This is a genomic window from Myceligenerans crystallogenes (assembly GCF_039529775.1).
In the GTDB taxonomy this organism is placed as follows: domain Bacteria; phylum Actinomycetota; class Actinomycetes; order Actinomycetales; family Cellulomonadaceae; genus Myceligenerans; species Myceligenerans crystallogenes.
In genome coordinates, this window is record NZ_BAAANL010000007.1 from 254,006 (window position 1) to 279,573 (window position 25,568).

The 25,568-nt window shown below is 68.5% G+C and carries 17 protein-coding genes; 9 read left to right on the top strand and 8 right to left on the bottom strand.

Annotation, left to right across the window (positions count from 1 at the left end; all coding sequences use genetic code 11):
* Positions 1–4: 4 nt before the first annotated feature.
* From ABD208_RS17125 to ABD208_RS17150, 6 genes are all read right to left on the bottom strand, one after another.
* Positions 5–1,675: a polyamine aminopropyltransferase gene (locus ABD208_RS17125; RefSeq protein ID WP_344105231.1), complete on the bottom strand. Its 1,671-nt coding sequence runs from the start codon at positions 1,673–1,675 to the stop codon at positions 5–7.
* Complete coding sequence (locus tag ABD208_RS17130; protein ID WP_344105233.1) at positions 1,672–2,097, bottom strand: DUF350 domain-containing protein; 426 nt, start codon at positions 2,095–2,097, stop codon at positions 1,672–1,674. Before ABD208_RS17130 ends, ABD208_RS17125 begins: the two co-directional genes overlap by 4 nt.
* Positions 2,098–2,143: 46 nt before the next feature.
* Entirely contained in the window at positions 2,144–2,722 is a 579-nt protein-coding gene (locus tag ABD208_RS17135; protein WP_344105235.1) for a DUF4247 domain-containing protein, read from the bottom strand.
* Positions 2,719–3,354: a DUF2617 family protein gene (locus ABD208_RS17140; RefSeq protein WP_344105237.1), complete on the bottom strand. Its 636-nt coding sequence runs from the start codon at positions 3,352–3,354 to the stop codon at positions 2,719–2,721. The genes ABD208_RS17135 and ABD208_RS17140 overlap by 4 nt, the downstream gene beginning before the upstream one ends.
* Before the next feature lie 115 nt (positions 3,355–3,469).
* Entirely contained in the window at positions 3,470–4,621 is a 1,152-nt protein-coding gene (locus ABD208_RS17145) for a hypothetical protein (RefSeq protein ID WP_344105239.1), read from the bottom strand.
* 66 nt (positions 4,622–4,687) lie between these two features.
* Positions 4,688–5,344: a slipin family protein gene (locus ABD208_RS17150; protein ID WP_344105241.1), complete on the bottom strand. Its 657-nt coding sequence runs from the start codon at positions 5,342–5,344 to the stop codon at positions 4,688–4,690.
* Positions 5,345–5,890: 546 nt separating this feature from the next.
* Here ABD208_RS17150 and ABD208_RS17155 point away from each other — a divergent pair.
* The 5 genes from ABD208_RS17155 to ABD208_RS17175 all read left to right on the top strand — a co-directional run bounded on the left by ABD208_RS17155 (position 5,891) and on the right by ABD208_RS17175 (position 9,643).
* Positions 5,891–7,633 (top strand): cellulose binding domain-containing protein, encoded by a 1,743-nt coding sequence (locus ABD208_RS17155; protein ID WP_344105244.1) that lies wholly within the window; start codon positions 5,891–5,893, stop codon positions 7,631–7,633.
* 206 nt (positions 7,634–7,839) lie between these two features.
* The gene (locus ABD208_RS17160) at positions 7,840–8,334 is read left to right on the top strand and encodes a hypothetical protein (RefSeq protein ID WP_344105247.1); all 495 of its coding nucleotides are present in this window, start codon (positions 7,840–7,842) and stop codon (positions 8,332–8,334) included.
* Positions 8,331–8,828: an NAD-dependent epimerase/dehydratase family protein gene (locus ABD208_RS17165; RefSeq protein ID WP_344105249.1), complete on the top strand. Its 498-nt coding sequence runs from the start codon at positions 8,331–8,333 to the stop codon at positions 8,826–8,828. The genes ABD208_RS17160 and ABD208_RS17165 overlap by 4 nt, the downstream gene beginning before the upstream one ends.
* A gap of 177 nt (positions 8,829–9,005) precedes the next feature.
* Complete coding sequence (locus ABD208_RS17170) at positions 9,006–9,263, top strand: type II toxin-antitoxin system Phd/YefM family antitoxin (RefSeq protein WP_344105251.1); 258 nt, start codon at positions 9,006–9,008, stop codon at positions 9,261–9,263.
* Positions 9,248–9,643 (top strand): PIN domain-containing protein, encoded by a 396-nt coding sequence (locus tag ABD208_RS17175; protein WP_344105253.1) that lies wholly within the window; start codon positions 9,248–9,250, stop codon positions 9,641–9,643. Before ABD208_RS17170 ends, ABD208_RS17175 begins: the two co-directional genes overlap by 16 nt.
* A gap of 87 nt (positions 9,644–9,730) precedes the next feature.
* Here the strand turns inward: ABD208_RS17175 and ABD208_RS17180 are convergent, their stop codons facing one another.
* Positions 9,731–10,108: a hypothetical protein gene (locus ABD208_RS17180; protein ID WP_344105255.1), complete on the bottom strand. Its 378-nt coding sequence runs from the start codon at positions 10,106–10,108 to the stop codon at positions 9,731–9,733.
* A gap of 513 nt (positions 10,109–10,621) precedes the next feature.
* Here ABD208_RS17180 and ABD208_RS17185 point away from each other — a divergent pair.
* Positions 10,622–12,403, top strand: a complete 1,782-nt coding sequence (locus tag ABD208_RS17185; protein WP_344105258.1) for a DNA/RNA helicase domain-containing protein — start codon at positions 10,622–10,624, stop codon at positions 12,401–12,403.
* 97 nt (positions 12,404–12,500) lie between these two features.
* Here ABD208_RS17185 and ABD208_RS17190 read toward each other — a convergent pair whose 3' ends face one another.
* Entirely contained in the window at positions 12,501–19,049 is a 6,549-nt protein-coding gene (locus ABD208_RS17190; RefSeq protein ID WP_344105260.1) for an anti-phage protein ProA, read from the bottom strand.
* A 285-nt stretch (positions 19,050–19,334) separates the two neighbouring features.
* Between ABD208_RS17190 and ABD208_RS17195 the strand changes: the two genes are divergently transcribed.
* From ABD208_RS17195 to ABD208_RS17205, 3 genes are read left to right on the top strand one after another with little or no spacing between them, the layout of a single operon-like run.
* The gene (locus ABD208_RS17195; protein WP_344105263.1) at positions 19,335–21,044 is read left to right on the top strand and encodes a PD-(D/E)XK nuclease family protein; all 1,710 of its coding nucleotides are present in this window, start codon (positions 19,335–19,337) and stop codon (positions 21,042–21,044) included.
* Positions 21,037–22,146, top strand: a complete 1,110-nt coding sequence (locus tag ABD208_RS17200) for a restriction endonuclease-related protein (RefSeq protein ID WP_344105266.1) — start codon at positions 21,037–21,039, stop codon at positions 22,144–22,146. Before ABD208_RS17195 ends, ABD208_RS17200 begins: the two co-directional genes overlap by 8 nt.
* Positions 22,139–25,567, top strand: a complete 3,429-nt coding sequence (locus ABD208_RS17205) for a pPIWI_RE_Z domain-containing protein (protein WP_344105269.1) — start codon at positions 22,139–22,141, stop codon at positions 25,565–25,567. The genes ABD208_RS17200 and ABD208_RS17205 overlap by 8 nt, the downstream gene beginning before the upstream one ends.
* Position 25,568 lies beyond the last annotated feature (1 nt).

The window sequence follows — 25,568 nt, forward strand, 5'->3', positions numbered from 1 at the left end:
ATCCTCAGGAGTACTCCCGCCACTCCGCCCGCTGGTACTCCAGGATCACGGGATCCAGGATCGTGGTGACCTCGACGTCGGTGCGTTCGGCCCTGTCGGGCGGGAACACCGCCGCAGCGGACAACACGGCCTGGTCCAGGAACCGAAGGGGCGCGGGCGCGTCAACTGCAAGCTCGGGTCCTGCCCCACGCCCGGCCACCGCCAGATGGAACCCCCAGTCCCCGAACGACGGCACGTCCACGTGGTACGGCGTCGTCGCGAACCCGGCCGCCTGCAGCGTCGTCGCGACGCACCAGTACGACCGCGGCGCGAAGTACGGCGACCCGGACTGCACCACGAGCCGTCCCTGCGGCGCCAGCACTCGCTCGGCCAGCGAGTAGAACTCGATCGAGTACAGCTTGGCCGTCGCGGTCTGGTCGGGATCAGGCATGTCGACGACGACGACGTCGTACGCCCCCGGCTCGGCCTCCTCGCGCAGCCAGCGGAAGGCGTCGTCGGCCACGACCGTGACCCGCGGATCGTCGAACGCCCCGCCGTTCAGGCCGGACAGCCGGAGGTCGCCCCTCGCGAGCGCGATCATCGCCGGATCGAGCTCGACGAGTGTCGCCCGCTCGACGTCGTCGTACCTGAGCACCTCCCGCAGCGCGAGACCGTCGCCACCCCCGAGAACGAGCACCCGCTCCCGCGGCCCTCCGGCCATCGCGGGGTGCACGAGAGCCTCGTGGTACCGGTGCTCATCCGCGGACGAGAACTGCAGGTCACCGTCAAGGAACAACCGCAGATCGCGATCCCCCGACCACCGCGGGTTCTCGGTGAGCACCAGTTCCTGGTATCGCGTGCGCTCGGCATGAACAACGGGGTCGCGGAACAGAGCCTGCCGGGCAGTCGTCTCGAACTGACCGGCAGTGATCCACGCCAGCCCCAGAATCCCGCCCACCACCACCGCCCCGCCGACCAACGCCGCCCGAACCCGCCGCGACAGGTCACGCCGCAGCAGGGTGAACACGAGCACGATCCCGGCAGCAGCGTTCACCACTCCCACCACGATCGCCCCCTGCAACTGCCCGAACATCGGCAGCAGCAGAAACGGGAACGCAAGCCCGCCCAGCAGCGCACCCACATAGTCCGCGGCGAAGAGATCAGCGACCGCACTCCCCGCGTCCTGCGCCCGGATCCGCTGCAGCAGCACCATGAGCAGCGGGATCTCCGCCCCGATCAGCGCCCCGAGCACGAACGCCACCACCACGACCGCCACCGTGTACAGGTGCAGCCAGGCGAACGCGGCGTACAGCCCCAGCACCGACAACCCGCCGAGCAACGCCAGCAGCAGTTCCACGACGACGAACGACGCCGCCGCCCGCGCTTGCAGCCCCTTGGCCGCGAGCGCCCCGATCCCCATCGCGAACACCATGACGCTCAGCACGACCGACGCCTGCCCGGCCGTGTCCCCGAGCAGGTAGGACCCGAGCGCCACGAGCGCCAGCTCGTACACGAGCCCGCAGGCCGCGCACACGAACACGACGGCAAGCAGGGCGGCCCGCGCGAGGCGCGGCCGGCCGGCCGCGAGCGGTGGCTGCGCCGTCGTGTCCGACGCCGTCTCCTGCGCGGTCGGGTCCGGCGGGGTGATGTCCGACGCCGTCGCCTCCGACGACGTCAACGCCTGATCCGCGCTCACATCACTGCCAGCGCGACCACCGCGCCGATCACGACATGCAGTGCGGCCGACACCCAGGCCGCGGGATGCGGCTTCTCGTCGACCAGGAGCAACCCGAGCCGCCCCGGTGTCAGCAGGTCCAGCAGCAGGAATGCCCCGGTCATCAGCACGATGCCGACCAGCCCGTACACGACGGTCTGGAGCAGCCCGTCGAGCAGGCTGCCCTCGGAGGCCCAGATCGCCGCCGTCACGACGATCCCGAGGCCGACGACGTTCGACGCGACAAGCAGCGCGGCGTTCCGGTTCCGCTTCTCCCACACGAGGTGGGCGATCCGGCCGGGCGTGAGCCAGTCGAGCACGGCCACTCCGAGCGCCAGCAGCAGGATGCCGAGGATGCCGTACGCGAGGACGGCGACGGTCTCGCCGAGCAGTTCGATCAACATGGGTGTCACCTTTTCGATCCAGGGGTTTCGAGCGGCGGCGCGTACGTCATTTCCCCCACCCGAACCCGCCGCCGCGGTAGCCGCTCGACGACGACGGCGGCGAACTGCTCCACCACTGGCCCGTGTATTCGCTGTACGCGTTCCACACGGTGCGGTAGTCGTCGGCGTGCACGCGCGTCCGAAGGTGCTCCGGGAAGATCGCCACGATGTGGTCCTCGTACTTCATGAAAGCGGCGCCGTCGTCCGCGTACTGCAGGTCCAGGGGCGAGCCGACGCCGTCGGAGATCTCCCGGACGACGTCGCTCACGCGCCCCGCGGCGACGTGCCCGTCGAGCCCGCGATCCTCGAACATGACGTGCAGCGGATAGGTGTCCTCGACGAACTCCTCCGCATCCTGCCGGGTCATCACGAGAGCCGTCAGAACCACGAGGACGAGGCCGATGCCGCCGAACGCGATCCATCGGGCGATCTCGGTACCGCGAGACGGCCCGGACAGGGTGCGGGCGGACGGCGTCGTCGTCGGCTTGCCTCGAGAAAGCTTCGCCGGTTTGCCGGGGGACGACGACGCCGGGGCGCCCGCCGGCTCCAGCGGCTTGCCGTTGAGCAGAGTCGGTCTGGTGCTCACGGGCGTTCTCCCCCGGGTCGGAGCGGCGACGGACGGACCTTCGAGCGGGTGCGCACGATGTCCCCGGTCTCGGGGTACGCGTGCCACGTGGTCCAGGCCAGCCGGCCGGCCGGCCCGGCTGCCGGGCCGGCTGACCCGGCGGCCCGTTCGGCCGGCCCGGCGGCCCGTTCGGCGAAGCCGGACGGGCCGGCAGGCCAGTCAACGGCGGGCTCGGCGACGAGGGCGGTCACGGCGTCGTCGGCCCCCGGGAAGACGCCGGTCAGCCCGTGCCTGGCGCTGCCGACGAGGTCCCGGACGGCCGCCACCTCGCGGGTGAACTCGGCGCCGTCGGCGTATCGCTGGATCTCCAGGGTGAACCGGTAGCTCAGGCCCGCGATCTCGGCGTCGTACCTCGTGGGCAGCGGCCGTCCGGACTCACCGGGCAGACAGGCGAGCGTCTCGACCAAGGTTCCTTCGGGTGCGACGAGCACGGCCTGGTGGCTCGCGCCGAGCAGGCGGAGCTGGAGGCCGGGAAGTCCGGCCGACGACGGAACGTCGAGAACGGCGAGCGCCGGCAGCACCGGGTGGTCGAGAGCAAAGCTGAGGTCTGTGGCGGCGGTGTCGGCGTAGGGCACCGCAAGGCTGGTCAGCACCGTGGGGCGTTTCCGTCCTCCGGCGCGACCGTGCCGGACAGGCCCGGCAGTCTCTGGAACATGGCCGCGAGTTTAGATCCGTCCCGGGCGTTCTGATCTGAAAAGTAGGCCGATCTCACCCGATGATGTGATGCACCCCACTGACGGGCTGTCCGGCGGCTCCGTCATGGTCGCTTCCTTCAAGCGCAACTCGCAGGCCTGGCGGAAGTTCGAACGCGGTCCTCGCCCACTTCCCCCACTCGCCGGCCCAGTCGATCTGTTCGGCGGCGGCCGTGACCCAGGTCGAGAGGTTGAGCGTCTCGTCGAGACCGTTGAGGAGGTTCTGCCGTTCCTGCTCGGTGCATCCGACGGCAACCGCTTCGCGGGAGCGGAGTGCATGCCCGAGCGCCAGGGCCACGCGGGCACGCGCGCCGGACGGTTCTTGCTTCGCCAGGTGGCCCGTATATGCGCCGAGAACGATGGCCGCAGGTGGGTACTTCGCGAGGTCGATACCCATGCCGCCGGCTCCAGCCATCGTGGACAGCAGCATTCCGGTGTGGTCGACGAGTTCGTCGTCGGCGTCCGGCCTGACGATCGCCTCGTGCAGGCTCGCCTCGACCGCGACGGTGCCGGCGAAGTAGCCGTCGAGGAAATCGCCGTCGCACGAGTGACGCAGAAGCCAGTCGCGATGGCGGAACGCGCCTTTGCACAGTGCCTCGAGGTAGTAGAAGCGGCCCCAGCCGCTGGACCGTTCGGCCAGCCACAGCAAGGACTCGTGCCCATGCCGAAGCCTCAGCAGTGCCTCGGACGCCAGGGACGCGAACCTCTCGGAGAGCAGCCCGATCGTCCGGATCAGATCGATGTCGTCGTCCGTGGGATTCACCGCCAGCAGCGCCAGGCCGATGACGGCCGCGCAGCGGTCACGTGCTTCCAGGACAAGCCGCCGACCGGTGTGCCGGACCAGGTCCCCGTCGCTCCGGAACGCGATCGCACGGATGTGGTCATTGTGATGGATGGGGACGTCAACCGCGTGCAGGGCGCCCTCAAGGAGAGTGAGATCGTCGCTCGGCTCGTCGAAGTACCGTGCCAGGATGTCAGCCGCAGCCGCACCCTTCAGACCCGAGTCAGGCGGTCGCGGGGACCGTCGGTCGTGTGCAACGGCGTCGGGGAACGGGTGCCCATCCCGAGGAAGCGGTTCATCCGGATGCTGCTCACGCAGACGCCGAGCGTGCTCGAACAACGAGAGGCTCTCTTCCGACCTCCCCGGATCGGGCGCCACGGTTCCCACAGGGGGCATTATTCCGCAACCGCACTACCAATCGCGGCCGGCACCAAGGCACCCCCGGCGTCGTCCCTACTGCGGCGCGATGATCTCCACCTTCGAGCCCGCCGGGAGCGCCTGGATCAGGCGGAGCCGGGCCAGGGCCGGGTGGTCCTCGAGCAGCTTGGCGCCGTTGGCCAGGGACCGCAGGGCCGCGGTCTCGGCGCGGGCCGCCTCCAGCTGTGCCGCACCGCGCACCTTGGCCGTGGCGAGCTCCGCGTACGCCGACCGCATGTCCAGCGGCAGGATCACGTCCTTGACGACGGCGTCGACCACCTCGACACCGATCCCGGCACCGGCCTCCCGGGCCGGGCCCAGGACGAGCCCGCCGAGCTCGCGCCGCCCGTGACGCGCCAGGGCGTCGGCGTCGAGCGTGATCAGGGCATCCCGGAGCGCGACCTGCGCGGCGAGGTAGACGACGTCGAACGCGTCGTCGGCCTGCTCGAGGAACGTCCGCGCGTCGGACACCCGCCACCGCACGGCAAGACTGACCCGCACGGTCAGGCCGTCCGACGTCAGCACCTCCTGCGGGGCGAGCGACGTGAGCCGGTCGGCCGTGCGGACCCGCTCGTGGCGGGCGCGGCGCGGGTGGCGGTGGCGGCCGGGGCCGAGCACGCGCGTGAAGCGCCCGTCGACGTACTCGACGGCGAGCTCGGTGGCGTGGACGGTGATCCTGGGTACGAGAGACATGCGTGGCTCCGGTCGGCCGGCGTGGACAGGTTCCCGTCAAGGGATGGCGGACGACGGGCGGGCGGGGACGCGCCGGAACGCGGGGCACCGGCCGTCGTCCTGACCGGTCCGGGCCGCTGGCGTGCCGACGCCGATGTCACCGCCCGCCCGCCGCGAAGGGAGTTGAACCCCGACGCTTTGCAGGCGTTTACCATTCCTTGTGAGGGAGGGTGTCACGAGGTTTGACACGCAGGACCACCTGCCGGCACACCGGGGTGGCTGCTGATCTCGTGCGACGCCGACGCTATGCGGCGCCCGGCCGTCGTCGCAAAGGTATTTGTCGTGGCGGCTTTCCCCGACCCGGCGCCGCCCCTTCGAGGTCGGGCCCGCCGCCTCGCGATGAGATCGCCCTCGCTCACGGCAAGCGAATTCCGAATCGGTTAGTTCACTGGCTTCTCCTTACCAGGGCAGGATCACGCGTTCTATCGTTTCAACGCCTCGCCGACGTCGTCGTCCATCCGCTCGGCACTCCTCCACCCCGTGGCCGCACCACCGATCGGAGCGAACGTGAACAGACCGCAGATCCTCGTCGCGGCCACTGCTACCGCGACGGTGCTGGCCACCGTCGCCGGGGTCCTCACCGCCCCGCCGCTGGCGGCCGCGACGCCGGACATCACCGTCGGCACCACCACTCACCAGACCGTCGACGGCTTCGGCGCCGCGACGCCCATCTTCAGCGGCTCGTCGGCCCAATGGACGACCGCCGAGGCCCAGACCCTCACCGGGACGGGCCCGGGCCAGCTCGGCCTGTCGATCGTGCGCACCGTGGTGTCGCCGGAGCAGAGCGAGTGGAGTTGGCCGGTCGCGAGCCTCAAGGCCGCGGAGGCGGCCGGCTCCGACGTCAAGATCCTCGCCTCCCCCTGGACCGCCCCGGCGAGCTTCAAGACGAACAACAACCGTGTCGGCGGCGGCAAGCTGAGGACCGACTACTACGACGACTACGCCGCGCACCTGAACAGCTACGTCCAGTACATGAAGGCCCAGGGCGTCACCATCGACGTCACGTCCATCCAGAACGAGCCGGACTGGCACCCCGACTACGACTCCATGGACTGGTCGGGCACGGAGCTGGCGACCTTCGCCCGGAACAACGGCGCCGCGGTCAAGGACACGAAGCTCCTGACCGCCGAGTCCCTGCGCTTCAACCGCGCCTACACCGACCCCACCCTGCAGGACGCGACGGCCCGCAACAACATCGGCTATGTCGGCGGCCACCTGTACGACGCCGAGAACAGCGGCAACCTCTCCCCGTACCCCCTGGCGACCCAGTACGGCAAGAACCAGTGGATGACCGAGTGGAACCTCCACGAGGCCGACGGCAACGGGGCCGCCATCTGGGGCGACCCCGCCAATGCCGCCGTCTGGAACGAGACCCTCGACAGGATCATGCTCAGCGTCCACAAGTCGATGGACGCCGGCTGGAGCGCGTACATCTGGTGGTACGGCCGCCGGTTCTACTCGTTCGTCGGCGACGGCGAGTCCCAGTACGGGACGGTGAAGGGCGCGGTGCTCAAGCGCGGGCATGCGTTCGCGCAGTACTCGCGGTACGTGCGGCCCGGGGATCAGCGCGTCGGCCTGTCGAAGGGTTCGCGCGCGTCCGGCCTGGATGTCACGGCCTACCGGGGGCGGGGCAAGGTCACGCTGGTGATCCTCAACCGGTCGGGCAACGCGGTCGACGACGCCGTCGTCCAGGTACCGCAGGGCGTCTCGGCGGCGCAGTACGTCGTCACCTCGCAGAACCAGGCCGCCGCGTCGCAGCCGGTGAGCGTGAGCGGCGGCCAGGCGACCGTCGACGTCCCGGCACGGAGCATCTCGACGCTCGTGCTCACGGAGGGTTCGGGTCCGACGCCGAGTCCGACGACGCCGGGGCCGACGACGTCAGCGACCCCGTCCCCGAGCGTGACGCCCACGCCGACGGCGTCGTCGTCCCCCACCACCGGCGCCTGCCGCGTCACCAGCTCCGTCAACGCCTGGAACAACGGCCTGGTCAACAGCCTCACGATCACCAACACCGGCAAGGCTGCTCTGAGCGGCTGGTCCCTGCGCTTCGCCCTGGGCTCGGGCCAGACCATCACGTCGGGATGGGGCGCGACCTTCTCCCCAACGACCGGCACGGTGACCGCGACGAACGTCGCGTACAACGCGTCGCTGCCGCCGGGCGGGTCGACGACGATCGGGTATCAGGCGACCCATACGGGCAACGGCGCGGCACCGACGGCGTTTGCCCTGAACGGGGCGGCCTGCAGCTGAGAGCCAAGCCGAAGCTTCGATCAACGTCACGCGCGGTGCTGCCGTTGCGCGACGTTGATTGCTTTGCTGCTGGTTCGCAGCGACACCACAAGAGGCACTCAAGCCCCGATGCATCCGTTCGAATGCGAGCGCCGCGCTCCGGCCCTTCGCGACCTCGGTTCCCCGCCCGACGTGCAGAGGCAAGCGAACCTTCGTACGTTCCGTATGTGGCCGGCTCCCATCCGCTCGACGAACTCAAGAGCCAAGAGCTCCTCGCGCTCTACGGCGGCATCCTCGACGAACTCGTCCGACGCGAGGTCATCCGCTCGCGCAACGCGCCCGCGGGCGACCTCGCCGAACGGCTCGTCCAGGACGCCTACGACGGCGAACTCGCCCCGCCATCCGAGAAGAGCTGGGACGTACGCACACCCGAGGGCTTGCTCCTGCAGGTCAAGTGCCGAGTGGTCGGCGACTCGAGCCGCCCCGGCCAATACTCCTTCTTCCGCTCCTGGGACTTCGACACCTGCGTCTTCGTGACGTTCACCCGCGAGTATCAACTGGTCAAAGCGACCGAGGTACCTGCCGCGAGCATCCAAGCCATCGCGAGCTTCTCCGACCACGTCAAGGGGTCGCGGGTGACCATCAGCAAGATCAGTGCCCTGCCGCCTGGCTCGATTGATGTCACCGATCGAATAGCGGAAGCCTACGAACGCCTGCCGTGACGCCGCTCGTGTGGGGTGAGGGGATGACCACGCCGGCGAAGGCCGTGGAGGCGGCCGCCGCCGGGCGGTTGGCGTGGATCGACGGCGGGCGGCGCGTCATCGACCTCGTGCACGTCGGCAACCTCGTCAAGGCGGTGGTGGCCGGGCTGAGCCACGGGCGGGACCGCGGGGTGTACTACGTGACCGACGGATCACCGCTGCCGATCCGGGAGTTCTTCACGCCGGTGCTGGAGATCGCAGGGGCCGACGTGAGCGGGGCTCGGAGTGTGCCGGGCGGGGTGGCGACGGTGATGGCCGGGGTGCTGGAGGGCATGTGGCGGTTGCTGCGGCGTCCGACGGCGCCGCCGCTGGACCTGTGGCTGGTGGCGTTCCTGGGACGTGACCGGAGCTACGACATCGGGAGAGCGCGGGCGGAGCTCGGGTACCGGCCGCGGGTGACGGTTGCGGAGGGGCTGGCGGAGATGCGGGATCAGCCGCCGGTGGTGTCGCCTTGAGCGTTGCCGAGAGGAGGCGGCGCTCGCCTCCCCCGGAACGATGCCCTGCTCGACCGGCTGCATTGCCGGCGAGTCCCTCGGATCGCCGGCAGTGCCGTCACCCCCTGCCCGGATGTCAGAGTGAGGTCCAAGAACGACCACTCGCATTGAATCTGATTATCTGAATACCATCGATTCATGCGCTACATGACAGCGACAACGGCGTCTCGGGGGTTCTCGGATCTCCTCGACGCCGTGGAGCACGGTGACACCGTGACCATCACACGCGATGGCCGGGTCATCGCTGAGGTGCGCCCGGCTCGCCGACGGACCGTGGGTAACCTGCGTCGCCGGCTGGCGAATCTGCCGCCGCTCGACGCCGAGTCCGAGAGCGACATCGCCGGAGACATGGACCTGGTGAACAACGAGATCGGCGACCTATGGGCCAACGCCTGATAGTCGACACCAACATCCTCATCGCACTCGAACGAGGCGACCTCGAACCCGGCGGGCTCGACGACGACGACGAACTCGCGGTGGCGGGCGTGACGCGTGCGGAGCTGGAGGGCGGCCCCCTCCTGGCGAAGACCGCAGATGTCGCCCGACGCCGAGCACAGGCGGTCACGGCGATCCTGGAGTCCGTGGAGAGCCTGGACTACACGGCCGCCACCGCACGGTTTCACGCCAAGCTCCTCGCCCACACCCGCCAAGCAGGACAGCCGCGCGGGGCCTACGACCTGATCATCGCGGCACACGCGGCCGAGACCGGTCGCGCCGTCCTTTCCCGCGACTCGAAGGCCCGTTTCAGGGACCTACCAGGGGTACGGCTCGCGTAGCTTCGCCCTGCTGCACTACGTCCTAAACCGACGCCGCTGGTCCACCCGCAAAGTATGACGACGGGGCTGTCCAAGGACCGCCGAGGATCAGAGACGTTCGATGGTCTCGAAGATCTCGATGTCGGTTTCCTGTTGCCAGGCCGGCATGTCATCCCAGTCGGCGACGTAGGAGGGTTTCGGGTCCGGGAAGTGCTTGTAGATCTGCCCGATCCAGCACAGTACGACGAACCGGCCCTTCTGCTGGCGGGTGAGCTTGGCGGCCGCTCGGTCGGTCGTCCGGGCGAAAGCGCGGATCTGCTCGGCAACTGCCGCAGCGGCCGATCGTTCCCACTCCGGGGTCTCGTCCCAGGGCGCGATGTAGCCCGGCTTGGGTTCGCCCGGGTAATGGGTGGTCACGCCGGCGATCCATGCCTCGCGGAAGATGCGGCCGAGTTCGTCGTGCAACGGGGTTCCCTTCGTCGTCATGCTGCGGTCAGTGCTGCGATCCGGGCGTCGAGGTCCCGCATCCTGTGGTCGGTGCGGAGCCGCCCGAGGTGTGGTCGCAGGTCATGCAGTCTGCGAGCGATCATCCCGGACCCGGTTTCTTGTGCACATCACCACCGCGGCCCCTGCTGGAACGACACGTCCCAACCGGAGCTGGTCGATGAGCTTTCGATGTCGACCTCACGGTCCCATCCCCGCACCGCGTTTCTCCAGGTCAGCCACGCCCGTCTCGTCCAGAGCCGGGTTTGTTGCACTAGACTCCTCCATGCCATCGCGGTATCGACGGACTTTCACGCCCGGGTGTGAACATGTCCCCCGCCGCACGATTCTTCGTGCTGCCCAGGGGACCCCTTGTCGACTGTCCGCTACTCCGCGGCGACGTTGTCGTCGTCACTCACCGCAGACCCGACCGTCGTGGAAACAGAGCTCGCGACTCAGTTGCGCAGGCAAGGCGTCCCGGTCGGCGAAGGCGAACGCCGGTCATGGCGGCACTCCTTGCCCGCGCTGGCGCGGGATCTCCAGGACGCCGGCCTCGACGGCGTCGAGGTCATCCTCGAACACCGCCTCCCGCTGACCTCCAAGCGCGCCGACGTCGTCCTCGCCGGGGTACACCCCGTGACTGGCCGCCCGTCCTATGTGATCGTCGAGCTCAAGCAATGGAGCAGCGCGGGCTGGTTCGAGAAGAGCGACACCCTCGTCGACGTCGACGGCGCGCGATACCAGTCGCTGCACCCCAGCCATCAGGTAGCCGGCTACGTCCGGTACCTGCGCGACTTCATCGCCACGCTCGCCGAAGCACCCGACCAGGTCCAGGGCGTCGCCTACCTGCACAACGCGACCGACCACGGCGTTCAAGACCTGCTGAGCGAGACGGCACTATCCGAGGCTCCGCTCTTCACCGGTGAGCGCCGCGCCGGCTTCGTCGAATGGCTCCAGACCTTGCTCTCCCCCGTGGAAAGCGGAGCGAGATCCGCGGACCTTCTGCTGGGATCGCCTGTCCGGCCGTCGAAGCAGCTGATGGACCTGGCTGCCCAGGAGGTCCGCGACCGCGAGCAGTTCGTGCTGCTCGACGAGCAGAAGGTCGCACGAGACCTGGTCATGCTCGCCGTGAACAACGCCCACCAGGCCGACCACAAGGAGGTCGTCCTCGTCACCGGCGGGCCCGGTTCGGGCAAGTCCGTGATCGCCCTGTCGCTGCTCGGCGACCTCGCCCGCTCCGGACACAGCGTCGTGCACGCCACCGGGTCGCGGAGCTTCACGATCACGCTGCGCAAGATCGCCGGCAAGGGCTCGTCACGCACCCAGCAGCTGTTCAAGTACTTCAACAACTTCATGGACGCCCGCCGAAACGGGCTCGACGTCCTCATCCTCGACGAGGCTCACCGCATCCGGGAGACCTCCGCGCTGCGGTGGACCCCGAAGAAGATCCGCGAGAAGGCTCGCCCGCAGATCGAGGAGCTTCTCGACGCCGCGAGGGTGCCGGTCTTCCTGCTGGATCAGCACCAGGTGGTCCGGCCAGGCGAGCTCGGGACCCCGAACGACATCCGCGCGGCCGCCGCCGCTCGCGGATTCACGGTGCGCGAGGTCAATCTCAGCGCGCAGTTCCGCTCCGGAGGGAGCGAGGCGTACATCCAATGGGTGCAGCGACTGCTCGGGCTCCGGGCTGATGGCCCGACGCCGTGGGAGGGCGACGAGAACTTCGAGGTCGACGTCGCCGAGTCACCCGAAGAGCTGGAGGCGAGGCTGCAGGCCAAGCGGAAGAAGGGGTACGGAGCACGCATCACCGCCGGGTATGCCTGGCCGTGGTCTGACCCGCGCGAGGACGGCTCGCTCGTGCCGGACGTCAAGATCGGCACCTGGGCCCGCCCCTGGAACCTCCGCGGCGACCGCGCCATGGGCGGGGCCCCGCCGTCGGCGCTCTGGGCAACAGATCCCGCCGGCTTCGGCCAGGTCGGGTGCGTCTACACGGCCCAGGGCTTCGAGTACGACTGGAACGGCGTCATCATCGCCGACGACCTGGTCTGGCGACAGGCAGCCGACGCCGGCCGCGGCGGCTGGATCGCCCGGCGAGAGAACTCCCGCGACCCGGTGTTCACCAAGAAGACGCCGCCGGAGGACGTCGACCGGCTCATCCGCAACACGTACAAGGTGCTGCTCACTCGCGGGATGGTCGGGACGCTGATCTACTCGACGGACCCGGAGACGCAGGAGATGCTCCGGAGCGTTGTCCGTCCGGGGTATCGCTCGGCGATCTCGCGTGACACCACTCACGTCTGAGCGAACGACAGTCTTCCCGTACTACCCCGACCCGGCTGGTTGTGGGAACAACATCCCACAACCAGCCGACATCATGCGATCACCATTCGTCGACGCTTCAAGATCGAGGCCCTTCCTCGATGTGGTCGTGGTCGCGTCGGAGCCTGCCCTCGCGGACCGCCGCATCGAGGATGTCTTCGAGGCGTTCCCGGACCTTGGCCGAAAGCGTGGTGCCGAAGGTCCTGCCGACGGCTCGGAGGAGTTCGAGCTCACGCATGCCGTGTGCGACCCGGACATGGGCGATCATGGCATTGCGGAGCTCCTCGTACGGGATGTCGGTGACGGCCCGGGTGTCGGTCGCCGTCGGGACACGGAAGGTCGTGTAGTCCGCCGGTCCCCCACCCGCCGGCCAGACCACTCGGTCGCCGTTCGCAGAGACCGAGATCGCACGAGGCGGAACCAGCGCAACAATCGAGTCGATCCGGTTCTGTCGGACTCGGCTCAGTCCGAACTGCTGCGCGACGACTTTGCCGAGCCGGTCCGCCAGGACGGGTCCTTCTGCGGCAGCAACCTCAAGGATCGCGCGGTAGACGTTGTCGCGGTTGCTCTGGTACTCGAGGTTGTCCAGCGTCAGGGTCGAGCCCACGACCTCCGCCCGAGCTGCCACGAAGAGCTCCTGCCCGGGGAGCGGCGCGTCCGCCGGGGCAGCCTCCGTCACTGCCAACGACCGGATCTCCGCGGACGGCACGCTCTGCAGAGCGAACAACTCTTCTGGGACAGGCGCCTCGACCGGGGGTCGTGGCGTAGCGGCCGGGCGCGAGCGCTGTTCTGCCTTTTCCGCAACCGTGACGATCTGCTGAACGGCCGCAGCCCGGTCCTGCAGCCACATCGGCAGCCAGACGGACTCGACGACTGCCCATCCCTGGGCTCCGACCAGTACCGACTTGGGCAGCCCGTCGCGGTCGCCAACGGTCTTCCGCGAGAACCACCCCGGCCCGTCGAGCATGACAGCGATCCACGGCCGGTCCGCCGCGCGAACCGCGAGGTCGACGGTGAACGAGGAAAGCCCCAGGTGCGTCGAGACCTCGAGACCCGCCTCACGCAGCGCCCGGGCGACGTCGTCAAGGTGCAGGTCCTTCGCACGCTCCACACCGAGGCCTGCGCGCTCGGCACCCTCCGCAGCCTGGATCAAGTAGTCCTTCAGATGCGCCAAGCCCTTGGACGAAGATCCGGAGATATCGAGCTCACGGGGCTGGAAGGACGAGAACACGACGACCTTCTGCTTGGCACGCGTGATCGCCACATTAAGGCGCTTCTCGCCTCCGTCCCGTGTCAACGGTCCCCAGTTGAGCGGGACCTTGCCGGCCTCGTTCTTGGAGAAGGCCAGTGTGAAGAGAATGACGTCACGCTCGTCGCCCTGGACGTTCTCCAGGTTCTTGACGAAGAGTCGCTCGTCGTCGCGAAGGAGCGCCTCCTGGAGCAACCGATCTGGGGAGGCCTCGAGCTGATCCTGGATGAGGGTCGCCTGCTGCATGTTGAAGGTCACGACGCCGATGGAGCGGCTCGGGTCATCCGCAAGAAGCTGGTGTACCTCCGCAACGACCGCAGCTGCCTCCGCTCGATTGACCCGCGCACCCCGCGTACCGCCTTCCCAGCGGCCGTCGGCGATGTACCGCCAGTGCAGACCGGTGTCTGACTCGCGGTCCGGAGGAGCCGGAAAGGTCGCCAGACCGTCCTTGTAGTAGGTCTTGTTGGAGAAGGCCACAAGAGCCTCGTCCGTCGAGCGGTAGTGCCAGGTGAGGGCAAGTTTGGGCAGCCCAGACTGGTTAGCCTGATCAAGCACGGACTGCTCGTCCTTCCGGACGAGCACGTCCTCGGCGAGGGCGGCCGAGGTTCCCTCGTCGTCATCGTCCTTCGTGGAGCCGATCTGGAACGCCGACGACGGCGGCATCTGCTCAGAGTCTCCGACGACGACGACGGCCGAAGCCCGCCCCATGGCGCCGATCGCGTCGGGGACACGGATCTGTGAAGCCTCGTCGAACACGACCAGATCGAAGTCCACAGCCTCCGGCTCCAGGTACTTCGCGACGGACCCCGGGCTCATCATCACGCACGGCGTGACCTGGGTGATGATGCTTCCATAGTTCTTGAACAGGCTGCGGACGCTCATCGCCTGGCGCTTGCGCCCGAGCTGGGTCACGAACTCTCCGACGCGCCCCGTCGGCCGGCTCGGATCGAAGGTGCGTGCGGCCACGATCCTCGCGGGCAGCTCGGCACGGAGCCGCTCGCGCACGTCCTGCCCCGTGGTCAGGAACCGCTCGACCTCCCGCTTGCGGCGTGAGGCGTCGAAGAACCGCAGGCCCGTGGTGTCCAGACGCTCGTCGAGTTGCGCGCGGGCAACGGCAAGCCTCGCGGAGTACTCGATGTCCTCACCGATGATCTGGCCTTCGATCGAGGCCGAAGCCAGCGCACCATGCCCTGTCTGCGTGAGCGCCGTCGCCGCAGTACGCACGGCGTCCCACCGCCCGAGTTCGAGGAAGTGCGCCCGCAGATCTGCCTGCCACGCGCCGCGGTAGTCCGAGAGCGCGGCCGCCAGAGAACGTCCCGCCTGCCAGGCCACCAGGTCGGACTCAGTGACGTTGAGGACCTCGAACAGCGCCCGCCAGGCTTCGGCGAGATCCCGGATCACGGCGGGCGCGACTGCCTCCGAGTGACCGGCCAGCGCGAGGACCTGTGACGTGATCCGGTCGACATCGTCCTGCCGGTCGGAGCCCAGCCCATCCCCGAGCGCAGCGGCGCTGTCCATGCCCCAAAGACGAGCCGACAACACCGCGGCGGCGTCGTCGGCCAGCGGGTTCCAGCCGTAGGGCAGAACAAGCCCAGGAATCGTCGCGAGGTACTGGTCGATCCGGGCCGCCTCGTCCCGCGCGGTGAGAAGTGCCCGGATCTGGGTCGTGAGCGTCGTCGGATCGACGACGGCGCCCGGACGGATCACCGGTGCAAGCGCCTGAATCACAGCAAGCCGGTGCTTCTTCTTGATGAGTTTCTTGTCGGCGGCCTCGCTTGCGGCCAGCTGCGCATCCAGGTCCACCCGGATCGCAGCGTGCGTGAAGACACCCAGCGCAGGAGTCATGTTCGTGCGGAAGGTCTCGAGGGCAGCAGCCGCATCCTTGGCCCAGGCTCTCCATCGGCCGTCGACAACTCCGCGGACCGACACCGGGGCGACAGGTAGCCCGTGGGCAACGGTCGCGAGCCAGGCGTTGATCGCGTCGAGTTCGTCCAAGGTGCGCGCCAAGCCGACGAGGTGGCGCACGGGCGCGGCGGGCACAGCGGCATCGACCGCGAACAGCCGCTCGACTGCGGCGCGCACCGCCTCGGCGGAGTCAGCGGGGATGCCGTCCAGCCCTCCGAGGCCGCCCGAGAGGCGCCACACCGACGACGACGGCAAGCCCGGGAACCCGGAAACAGCGTCGCCGAGGCGTACCGAAGCTGCGACCAGCCGGTCCGTGTCGCCTGCCAGGATGACGTCGCGCGGCACCTCGGGCAGGTACTCCAGCTTCCGGCCCGACGTCGACCCGTTGTCCTCCATCTGGAGCACCACCTGGCGCGCCTCGTAGGCGGAACTGCCACCCGGGCCCTTGTCGTGGACGAGACCCGGGTACTTCGCCAGCGATTCGGTGACGGACCTGTAGTCCGCGCGAAGGCTGTCGAAGGAGGCACTCGATGCCGCACGGGCGTTCAATGCATCCGTGAGCTGGGAGCGCACTGACACAGCGGAGAGCTTCTTGCCGTGCAGGTCGAGGCAGTACGGCCCCAGTCCGACCGAGTCGAGCCGACGACGCACGACCTCCAGCGCCGCCTGCTTCTCCGCGACGAAGAGCACACGCTTACCCTCAGCCAGACAGTGAGCGATCAGGTTGGTGATCGTCTGGGACTTCCCTGTCCCGGGCGGGCCCTCCAGGACGAACGACTTACCTGCGGCCGCCCAGCGGATCGCCTCGATCTGCGAGCTGTCGGCAGCGATGGGCAGGTAGGCGGTTGCCTCTGCATCGGCGGAGAATCCGGGCTCAGGGAGGGCGTCCGTGAAAGCCTCGCCCGGCCTCTCGACGAGGTGCTGAACCACGGGGCGCCGAACGAAGGTTCGCCAGTGATCGGTCAGGTCGCGCCACATCTCGAGGGTCGCGAAGGCGAAGACGCCCAGATGCGCGTCCTCCTCCACGCGCACACCCGGCACGTTGGCTCGGAGGATGGCTGCTCGGACCGCCTCGAGAGTCCGAGCGACGTCCACGCCGGAGGCGTCCGCGTCCGGGTGCGCGAGTTCAGGGATCACGAGACCGAACTGGGTCCGGAGCTTCTCGTGGAGGGATTCGTTCGGCAGCGCCCCCGCCTCGTCGTTGTCGGTCACGAGCTGGAAGCCTGCGGCCTTGCGTCCTTCGAGCCGCACCGGCAGGAGGAAGATCGGCGCCCGGTACTCCTTGGCGGATGCGCTACCGCTGTCCGTTCTACCGAAGAGACTCCGGCCTCCAGAGCTCCGCCGCTCGTCCGTGAACACCACGGAACCAAGCGCAAGGAACAGTGCGTTCGAGCCCGTCTCCTCCTGCTCGGTTCGTGCTCGCCGCTGAAGCTTCTGCAGCCGGCTCCCGTAGTCCCGCTGCGAGATGGTGGCGAAGAGCTTCTTCTCCGCCTCGAGAATGCGGCCGAGCACGCCCGGCTCGATGTCCCCGGCGTTCCGAGCGCCCTGTTCCTTGTGCAAGGCCGTGATCTCGTCATGAGCAATGAGACGGAATGTCGCTCCTGCCACGAGCTGGTCCTCGATCACTCCCAGGTAGCTGGTCGGCACATGGAGGTCGACGCCGCTGGTTCGGGTCGGGGTGCGGTTCAGAAGTGGATTGGTGTTCGCAAGGTCCAGCAGGGACCGACGCCACTGATCGATTCGCTCCGGGTACTCCGAAGCCGGCAAGGTCTCCGGGCGCCGCGGCACATACCGCGCCGGGGCCTTCGGCGTCTCCACCTCAACCTCAACGACACCCAGCTCTCCGTTCTCGGCCGAGCGCACGATCGGAAGCGGACGTACGGTGCGATGCGCGGCTCTCACATCGATCATCCAGCGGACCTCATCGAGCCTCTGCCGCCACCACGCCCTGGCCTGGCCCCGTGCGGTCTCGAAGGGCGTGCTCTCCCCCGCTCCCTTCACGGTGGCGGACGTCAGCTCGACGGCATCGAACGAGGCAGCGTCCGCGACATTGACGAACATGTCTCGCTCCTGGACGACTACGCCCGGGAGGGTCAGATCCTCGTCCTGGAGCCAACCGCAGAACGCGTGTCCGCGAGTCACCACCAGCACCGAATTGATGCCGGCCGACTCAAGCACAGCAGCAAATGTCGTCGCCAGATCGAGGCAGGTACCCCAGCGGCCCTCGAGGACCTCCCTGTGTGGACGGATCTTCTGCCCGGCCGCCTCGAAACTCGCGGGTGGCTCGATGTACCTGACGCCGCGCGCCGCGAGCGCATCGTAAATGGCCTCTACGATCGCGCCGGCACGCTCCGCACCCCCCTGGTACCCATCGACACTCGGATTGTTGGTTCGGGCCGCGAGCAGGTCAGCCGCCTCAGCCAGAAGTCCGGCGACTGACGGATCCCTCGGACGGACGAACGCCGCGAGAGTTTCCGGCGCGGAGCGGGCATCCCACTGATCCGCCGCCAGAAGGGAGATGGGCCCGTTCGCGCTGAGTCCGTGCTGCGGATCTGTGAGACGAAGCTCGGCGGGCGTCGCCTCGTCCAGGTGCGCGAACAGTGCCGGCGACAGCGCCCAGCCGAGCTGGTGGTTGGGGAGCAGGAAGACCTGCTGTGGCCCAAGGTGACCGGGACGCAGCGTCAGCGGTGCGACATCCTCCGCCCCCGGCACGCCGTGCAGTGACATCTGGAACTCACCCGCATCAACGACATCCGTGCCCCGGTTGTGCACCGTCGCCGACAACACAGCAGGAAGGTCGTTCACGATGAGCGCGTAGTTCAACCGAGAGCGATAGGTGACCCGGACCTCGAGATCACCGACGAGCAGGACGATCTGCGACTGGCCGGCGGGAAGACCGGGATCAGGTACGCCAGGGCCTCCGGGCACTCGTACCACAGCCGTCTCCGCGACCGGCTCCGCCACTGGCTCGACAAGCGCCTCATCAGTCGGCTCCAGAAGGGCAGTCCCCGAAGCCACCTCACGGCGCAATGTTGCCTGCGGTTCCTGGATCTCCTGCAGGTGCACAGCGCGCAGCGCCCCGACCTTGTCCGACTCGTCCGTTGCTCCGATCGCGATCAGCAGCCGCTCCATCGTGTCCAGCGCGCGGTAGGTGTCGTCCGCCGAGAGCCGCTCCCCGTGATGAAGGCGGTTGGCGATGTCCCGCAGTTCCGTGGCCAGTGCCGACTGCGGGCGGTCGAGGTCATCCTTGAAGACCTGCCACCTCTCGGTCACGACTCGAAGCAGGAACCGGACGTCGTCCCTCGTGTACCGCCTGGCGGTGCCGAACCGCTGGTTCTCCTCGGCGGCCCAGACGTCGAGCCAGTCCCGCCCTGCCGGAGCGTGCATCGACATCCGCAGGTCGACCCAGGGCAGGATCCCTTCCTGGAGAAGATCGAAGCCGCGGAGCACCTTCTCGTTGTTCGTCAGTTTCACTCTCAGTCCTCGTCAGCCGCGTCGTGGGATCCGCGGGCACGGGCCCCGCGTGGCCGACGCCAAGTCTCTCTCAGGTCGGCCGGGTCATACAGCACCTGATCGGGTGAATCCGTCCTACTTGCTATACCCGATCGGGTGATCCGATCTACCCCTTCGCGTGATGCCGTCGATGGGCGGATTGCTGGAGAGTCGTCCTGGCGGGGCCGCTGCAGAGACTGACACTCACAAAGCCGCAGAACCCCGCTGACCACCAGATCCCGCACCGCGACTCCGGAGGAGCATGTGATGTCCGAGGCACTTGAGGCCGGCCCTGGAACCGCTGCATGCGCAGTGGACACGAGCCACCGGACGACGCGCTACTCGCTGCCCGGTTCTGTTACGTCACCAGGTATCGCCGTCACGGACCGCTCCAGTCCCACCTACCCGCGACGTTCGCTGCCGATCATTCGCGTGAACGCAGGTCATGGTTCCGACGAGGGTACGTGCGCCCACTTCCTGCAGGCCAAGACCCACGTGACCGAGCGGAACGAGCGACCGCGACGACGGAAGGAACGCCGGAGCGACTTCCTCATCAAGGCCGTCTTCGGGGTACTGGACCTGATCGAGGGCGAGGAGCCTCAGCAGTCCCACGACCTCGAGGCCCTGGCGGCACAGCAGGGCAACTTCGGCCCCGCGGAGATCGCCTGGATAGCCAATGCCGTCACGACATTCCCCGATCTCGCTGCGGAGGGTCTGCGCCCGGTGTCGGGGTACTGGGTGAGGAGCGGCGCGTCGCCCTCCGAGTACCGAGAGCTGTATTCGTGGGGCCGCGGCTACACCACGGACGACGGAAGTCTCCGGGTCCTCGTCCTCCCGGTCCTGGCAGCCGCCTCCGTACGCCTGCCCGCGTCGTCGAAGGTGGCGATCGCCGCGTTCACCACGGCGTCCGGAACCCTGTCGTCCTGGCCGTCGAAGTGGAGCAGCCGGTTCCAGCCGGCCGAGGGCACCGCTACCGCTCCTGGCATGGTTTCAGTGCGACAGGTCGGCCTCCTCGACGGCTCCATGATCGAGCTTTTCGGCGGGACCCCGGACGAGGCCAAAGCTCTGTACGAGACTGCCGGGCGAGCGGTCGCAGCCAAGGTCACGGCTGGAGGCTCTGCCTCGCCCGGACGTGACTGCGTCTCGTGCCGGCTGCTCGACGGCTGTGCATCAGTGCCCCGGCCAACCGCTCTCCTGGGCATTTCCGATCGCGAGGCCCCACTTCGGCAGGTCTCGGCGACGACGTTGCGTTACCACGCAGCCTGCCCACGGCAAGCCCGCCTGTCGTCAATCCATCTGTCGAGCAACGCCAAGGAATCCGCAGCGATAGAAGTCGGTCGCGTGGTCGACGACGTCCTCAACAGGGCCCACAGCACCAACGATCCTGCCTCGTGCACAGGAGACCAGCTGACGAACCTGCTCAAGGCAACGCCCCCGGCCGACGACATCGCCGACCGTGTCATCGAGCTGCTCGGTCATCACACTGCGATCTGCCCGCGGGCCGGCAGCTGCGACCTCACCGATCTCCAGGTCCAGGCCACGGTCACTGCCTTCGATCCCGACGCCTCAAGCGTCGTCGTCGCTCGGCCCGACCTGCTGTACCGGGAGGACGGCGAGCTGATCTGGCGCGAGACGACCACGAGCTTCGCCCCTCCCGGTGGCAAGAAGCATCTCTTCGACACGAGCAAACGTCTTCAGCTCGCTCTCGCCGTGCTGCTGTGCCACGCGGGCACCCTCGGTGAGCCCGTAGCCCGGCTTGAGGTCGAGTACCTCACGGACCGTGGCCCCGACCTGCGTTATCTCGACGTCACCGACCCCGAGCTCATCGCCCAGGCCCGCGCCGTCGTCGAACCTGTCGCCCGGAACTGGCGTCAGGACGAGACCTTCGAAGCCAACCCTGGCGCCGCTTGCGGCTCCTGTTCCTACACCCGCTGGTGCCCCGATGCCGCCGCGAACGAGAGGACCGACCATGCCTGACCTGATGGAGGAAACAAGTTTCCTCGCCGGCCTCGCGGCCGCCGTAAGCAGGCTGGCAATGTGCGAGGTCCCCGGGAAGTCCGCATACGACGACGTCGTGCAGCGCGCCTACAACCATTTCGTCCTGCGCACCTTGGTGGAGGACGACTACAAGACACCGCGAAGCGTCCCGGAGATGATCGAGATCATCGCCGACCGACCCGTTCAGGAGTGGCTGCCAGGCTCGACGTCGGACACGATCCTGCTGCACGGTGACACCCGGAGCCCGACCCAGGAATGCACCGAGTTGGTCGTCGACAACCGGCGGGATCCGTTCGGTGAGAAGTACGAGAACGAGATCCTCAAGCGGGCGCTCACTGCGTGTCACGAGGCGGAAGCCCCGGATTCCTACGTCGCTTTCCGCCGCCTGTTGATCACGCGGCCCACCATGACGCACGCCGAGCTGATGCTCCAGCGCGGGGAACTCGACCTGCTCCCGGTCGCCGACCTCCTGGAGCGCTGCTACCTGGGGGTTTCACCGCGACTACGCCGTGACGGAAGCTACGCCGAGTGCGCACGGTGCCGCTGCCTCCTGCGGCCGGTGGGCAAGGATGGCTGGCGTTGCGACCTGGACCGTTGCCGAACGACGAAAGTCAAGGTCCGCCAGTATCTCGACGCAACGACTCCGGGCGGAATCGTCCAGCTCAGCCTGCCGTTGCGCACCTTTGTCACCGGACCCGGTCTGTTCGAGATCGACCTGGAAGTCGCCATGAACAAGCGAGGTCTCAAGGTCGAGATGTGGCCCGAGTACGACGCCTACGACCTGCTCGTGACGTTCCCCGACAACAACCGCTGGGCGGTCGACGTCAAGGACTACGCCAACCCCGGCGTCCTGGGACGCACCTTCACCGGGTTCCCCTCCGCCCCGCCCCGCGACAGGGCCTTCCTCGTCGTTCCCGACTACCGCCGCACCGCCAACAAGCAGTACGCCGAGAACTTCCGCTACTCCCGGCAATCCGCCGGACGCGGCGATTCGCTCGTGGTGACCTTCCAGAAGGACTTCCTGCAGCAGGTCGACCAGATGCTGGCCTCGACTACCACCCCGGAGGGTTCGAATGCGTAACACCAGCGGGTGGAGCCGCCCGATCACCCAGGCCCTGCACGGCTGGCCGAAGGACAGGCCGGAGTTGCTCCGGCCCGCCGAACTTGCCGAGGTCGAGCTCGCGCTCTACCTGCTTGCCGAGGTGGACCCTGCGGCCCGGGCAATTGACCTCTGGCCCCTGCTCAGCGGCTTCCCTTACGCCCAGGCGTTCGTCCCTGACCTGTCCGAGGAGACCCGGCGCCGCATCGAGACAGCCCGTCACTACCTCAGCGGGCTGCGCCGCCGGTACATCTGGACCCACCGCCTCGACCAGTACCTCGCCGTTCCTCAGCACCTGCGCGGTTACGACCTCGACGGTCCGGAGGCCGTACCTGCAGCCCGGCAGCCGTCCATCGCCCCCGACCGGTTCGATGTCTACGAGCGGGCCCTCCAAGGGCTCGACCAGGCATCAGGCAAGGAGCTCCCGATCGCCGGTAAGGGCGAGCATCGGTTCAGCACGGGCCGTGACCTCCACGGCGTCGTCATCCCGGCTGCCCTGGCCGATCTCCCGAGGCCCGCACAGATGCCGTTTCGCCTGGGCAAGGCCGGCAAGGGCAAGCCCATCGTCGTCAGCCGGAGCGATCTGCGTGAGGCTGCCCGCGCCATGGACGCCGCCGAGGCGGCCAACCCGAACGCCAGGCGCCGCAACTGGCTCAAGAGCCTCGGCGAGGTCGAGATGTCCGTCGCCGCCGTCGGCGGACCCGCGTCGTTCGGCGACGACGGCTTCAGCCACGCCGCCGAGTGGGAACTAAGCATCGACCATCTGTTCCACCTGGTCGGCATGGTGGGAGCCGGCAAGAGCACGATCATGCACCTGCTGACCTACCACTGCGTCGTCGAGCTCGGCCTCAAGGTGACGATCGTCGTGGGCGACGTCGCCGAGAGCCTGAAGACGACGACGACGTTCAACAACCTGCTGCACGACCAGCTCACGGCGGCTCCCATCGTCGGCCGTTCCACCCGGGAGCGTCACCTCCAGCGGCTCCACCGGCGCAAGCACTCGGCCGGCGCAGCCTCGATGCTCGCGCACTCCGATCCCGCCTTCAACTACCTGTCCAGCGCCTGTGCCATCGATGCGCTGCGCGGGTACGAGGGCATCGAGCCGCTCCGGATCGCCGAGGCGCCCTGCGAGCGGCTGCAGCCGGTGCACGCACCGTCCCACGACGACCTGCTGAACCCGGAGCTGGCCACGGACGAACAGGAGGCGCCACGCGAGAAGGTCATCGACAAGAAGCCGCACGGCTGCCCGCTGTGGTCCGTGTGCCCACGCCATGTCGCGGCCCGCGAACTGGTCGACGCCCCGGTCTGGGTCGCCACGATGCCGGGTCTCCTGCATGCCCGTGTCCCTCGCCACCAGACCGGCGAGAACGTGCGCTACCTCGAGGCCGCTGCCGACCGCAGTGACCTGATCATCATCGACGAGGCCGACAGGGTCCAGACCCAGCTCGACACCGCATTCGCGCCGGCCGAGACCCTCTGCGGCAACGGCGAGGAGTCGTCGTGGATCGACTGGCTGCAGCGCCACACGATCAGCCAGCTCACGGCCCAGGGCCGCAAGGGACTGACCGATGCGTTCATCTCCCGGTGGACCGCCTCCCTCGACGTCGTGCACCACGCCGCCGACCGGATCTACATGATGCTCAACACGTCCGACGACCTGCGCCGGTGGGTCGGCACCAACTACTTCTCCGCCGTGACGCTGCACCAGCGGCTCTACGGCCGCTGGGCAGGGCCCGAGGAGGACCGGACCCCTGAGCAGGAGGAGAACGCTAAGTTCTTCGAGAGCGTGCTGGACGCCTTCCGCGACAACCCGATCCAGCCGGTGCCCGCGCCCATGCGTTCGACCGACAAGGGCAAGCTCGTCGCCGAGCTCGTCGACCTGACCAACATGCTGCTCACGTCGGGCGAGGACGTGGGCAGGCTCGAGGCCTGTCTCAAAGACCTCACCCGAGGGGCCTTCGACCGGTCGTCCGACAAGGAGCGTGACCGAAAGCGCTTCGCCCTGGCGATGCTCCTGGCCGCCCTCTCCGACCAGCTCACCGTCCTGACGAACATGTGGCCGAGCGTCGAGGCGGAGCTCAACCTCGAATCCGCCGCCAACACCCTGACGCGCCGCCCGCCGAAAGACTTCGAGGCCGTCATGGCCGAGTCCCCGATGGGCAACATCCTGGGGTTCCAGCTCACCGAGGAACGTCCCGGCCCGCCCGCCCACAGCGGATCCCTCCGCTTCTTCCACTGCAACGGCGTCGGCCGCGATCTCCTGCACCGCCTCCCGGACCTGGGCCTGTCCGAGGACATCCCCGGCCCGCACGTGATGCTCATGTCCGGGACCAGCTGGGCTGGCACCTCCACCCGTTACCACCTGGGTCTCCCGGTGAACGCGATCCTGCGCCCGCCGCAGAAGAACGTCGACGCCGTACGCAGGACGTCGTTCTCGCTGAACCTCCAGTACGACCAGAAGGGCGACGCGATCTGGATCTCCGGAACCCGTCAGCAGGACCGGCCCGCCGCGATGAAGGCACTTCTCACCGGGCTCGCGGTCCCCGACCCCAGCCTGCCGGGTTCGCTGAGCCCTCTGGAGATCGAGCTCGAGGACCTCCCCCAGGACCGCCGCCGTCTCCTGCTGCTCACCGGCTCGTACGACGAGGCCCGGACGGTGGCCCAGTTCCTGCACGAGCAGAGGCGCTGGAAGGACAGGGTCACGCTCCTCATCGCCGACGACGCCGACCAGGACGACGCCTGGTACTCGCTGCGACGCGGCGACGTCGCGAACTTCGCCGCCCTGGACAGCGAGATCCTCGTCGCCCCGCTGCTCGCGGTCGAACGCGGGCACAACATCGTCCTGGACGACGGGACCGCCGCGATCGGCGCCGTGTACTTCCTCGTGCGCCCGCACGACAAGCCCGATGACATCAACCTCGCCATCCATGCCATCAACGACTGGGCCATGCGCTACACGCAGCCGGGGGGCGGCGAGTTCTTCGGGCTCCCCGGGAAGTTCCCGACGATCGACGCGGCGGCCGGCGAGTTCCGCCAGGAGGCCCGGCGCAAGTGGTACCGGTACCTGACCCGGAAGGTCGCCTGGAGCGGGCTCGGCAACGCCGAGAAGGACTCCTTCGCCTGGGACCAGCTCGTGGTGATGTGGCAGGTCATCGGACGGCTCGTGCGTGGTGGTGTCGAGGCCCGCGTGCGGTTCTGTGACGCGGCATTCGTCCCCGTGGGTGCCCGTCCCGATCACCTGCAGGACACGCCACGGACGTCGCTCCTGGTGCGTTTCCGGCAGATCCTCGCCCCGTACTTCGACCTCAACGACACCACGACAACCCCGGCGGACAAGACCGTCGCCGCGGCCCTGCTCCAGCCCTTCTGGGACGCCCTGACCGAGATCAACGAAAGGGAATGAG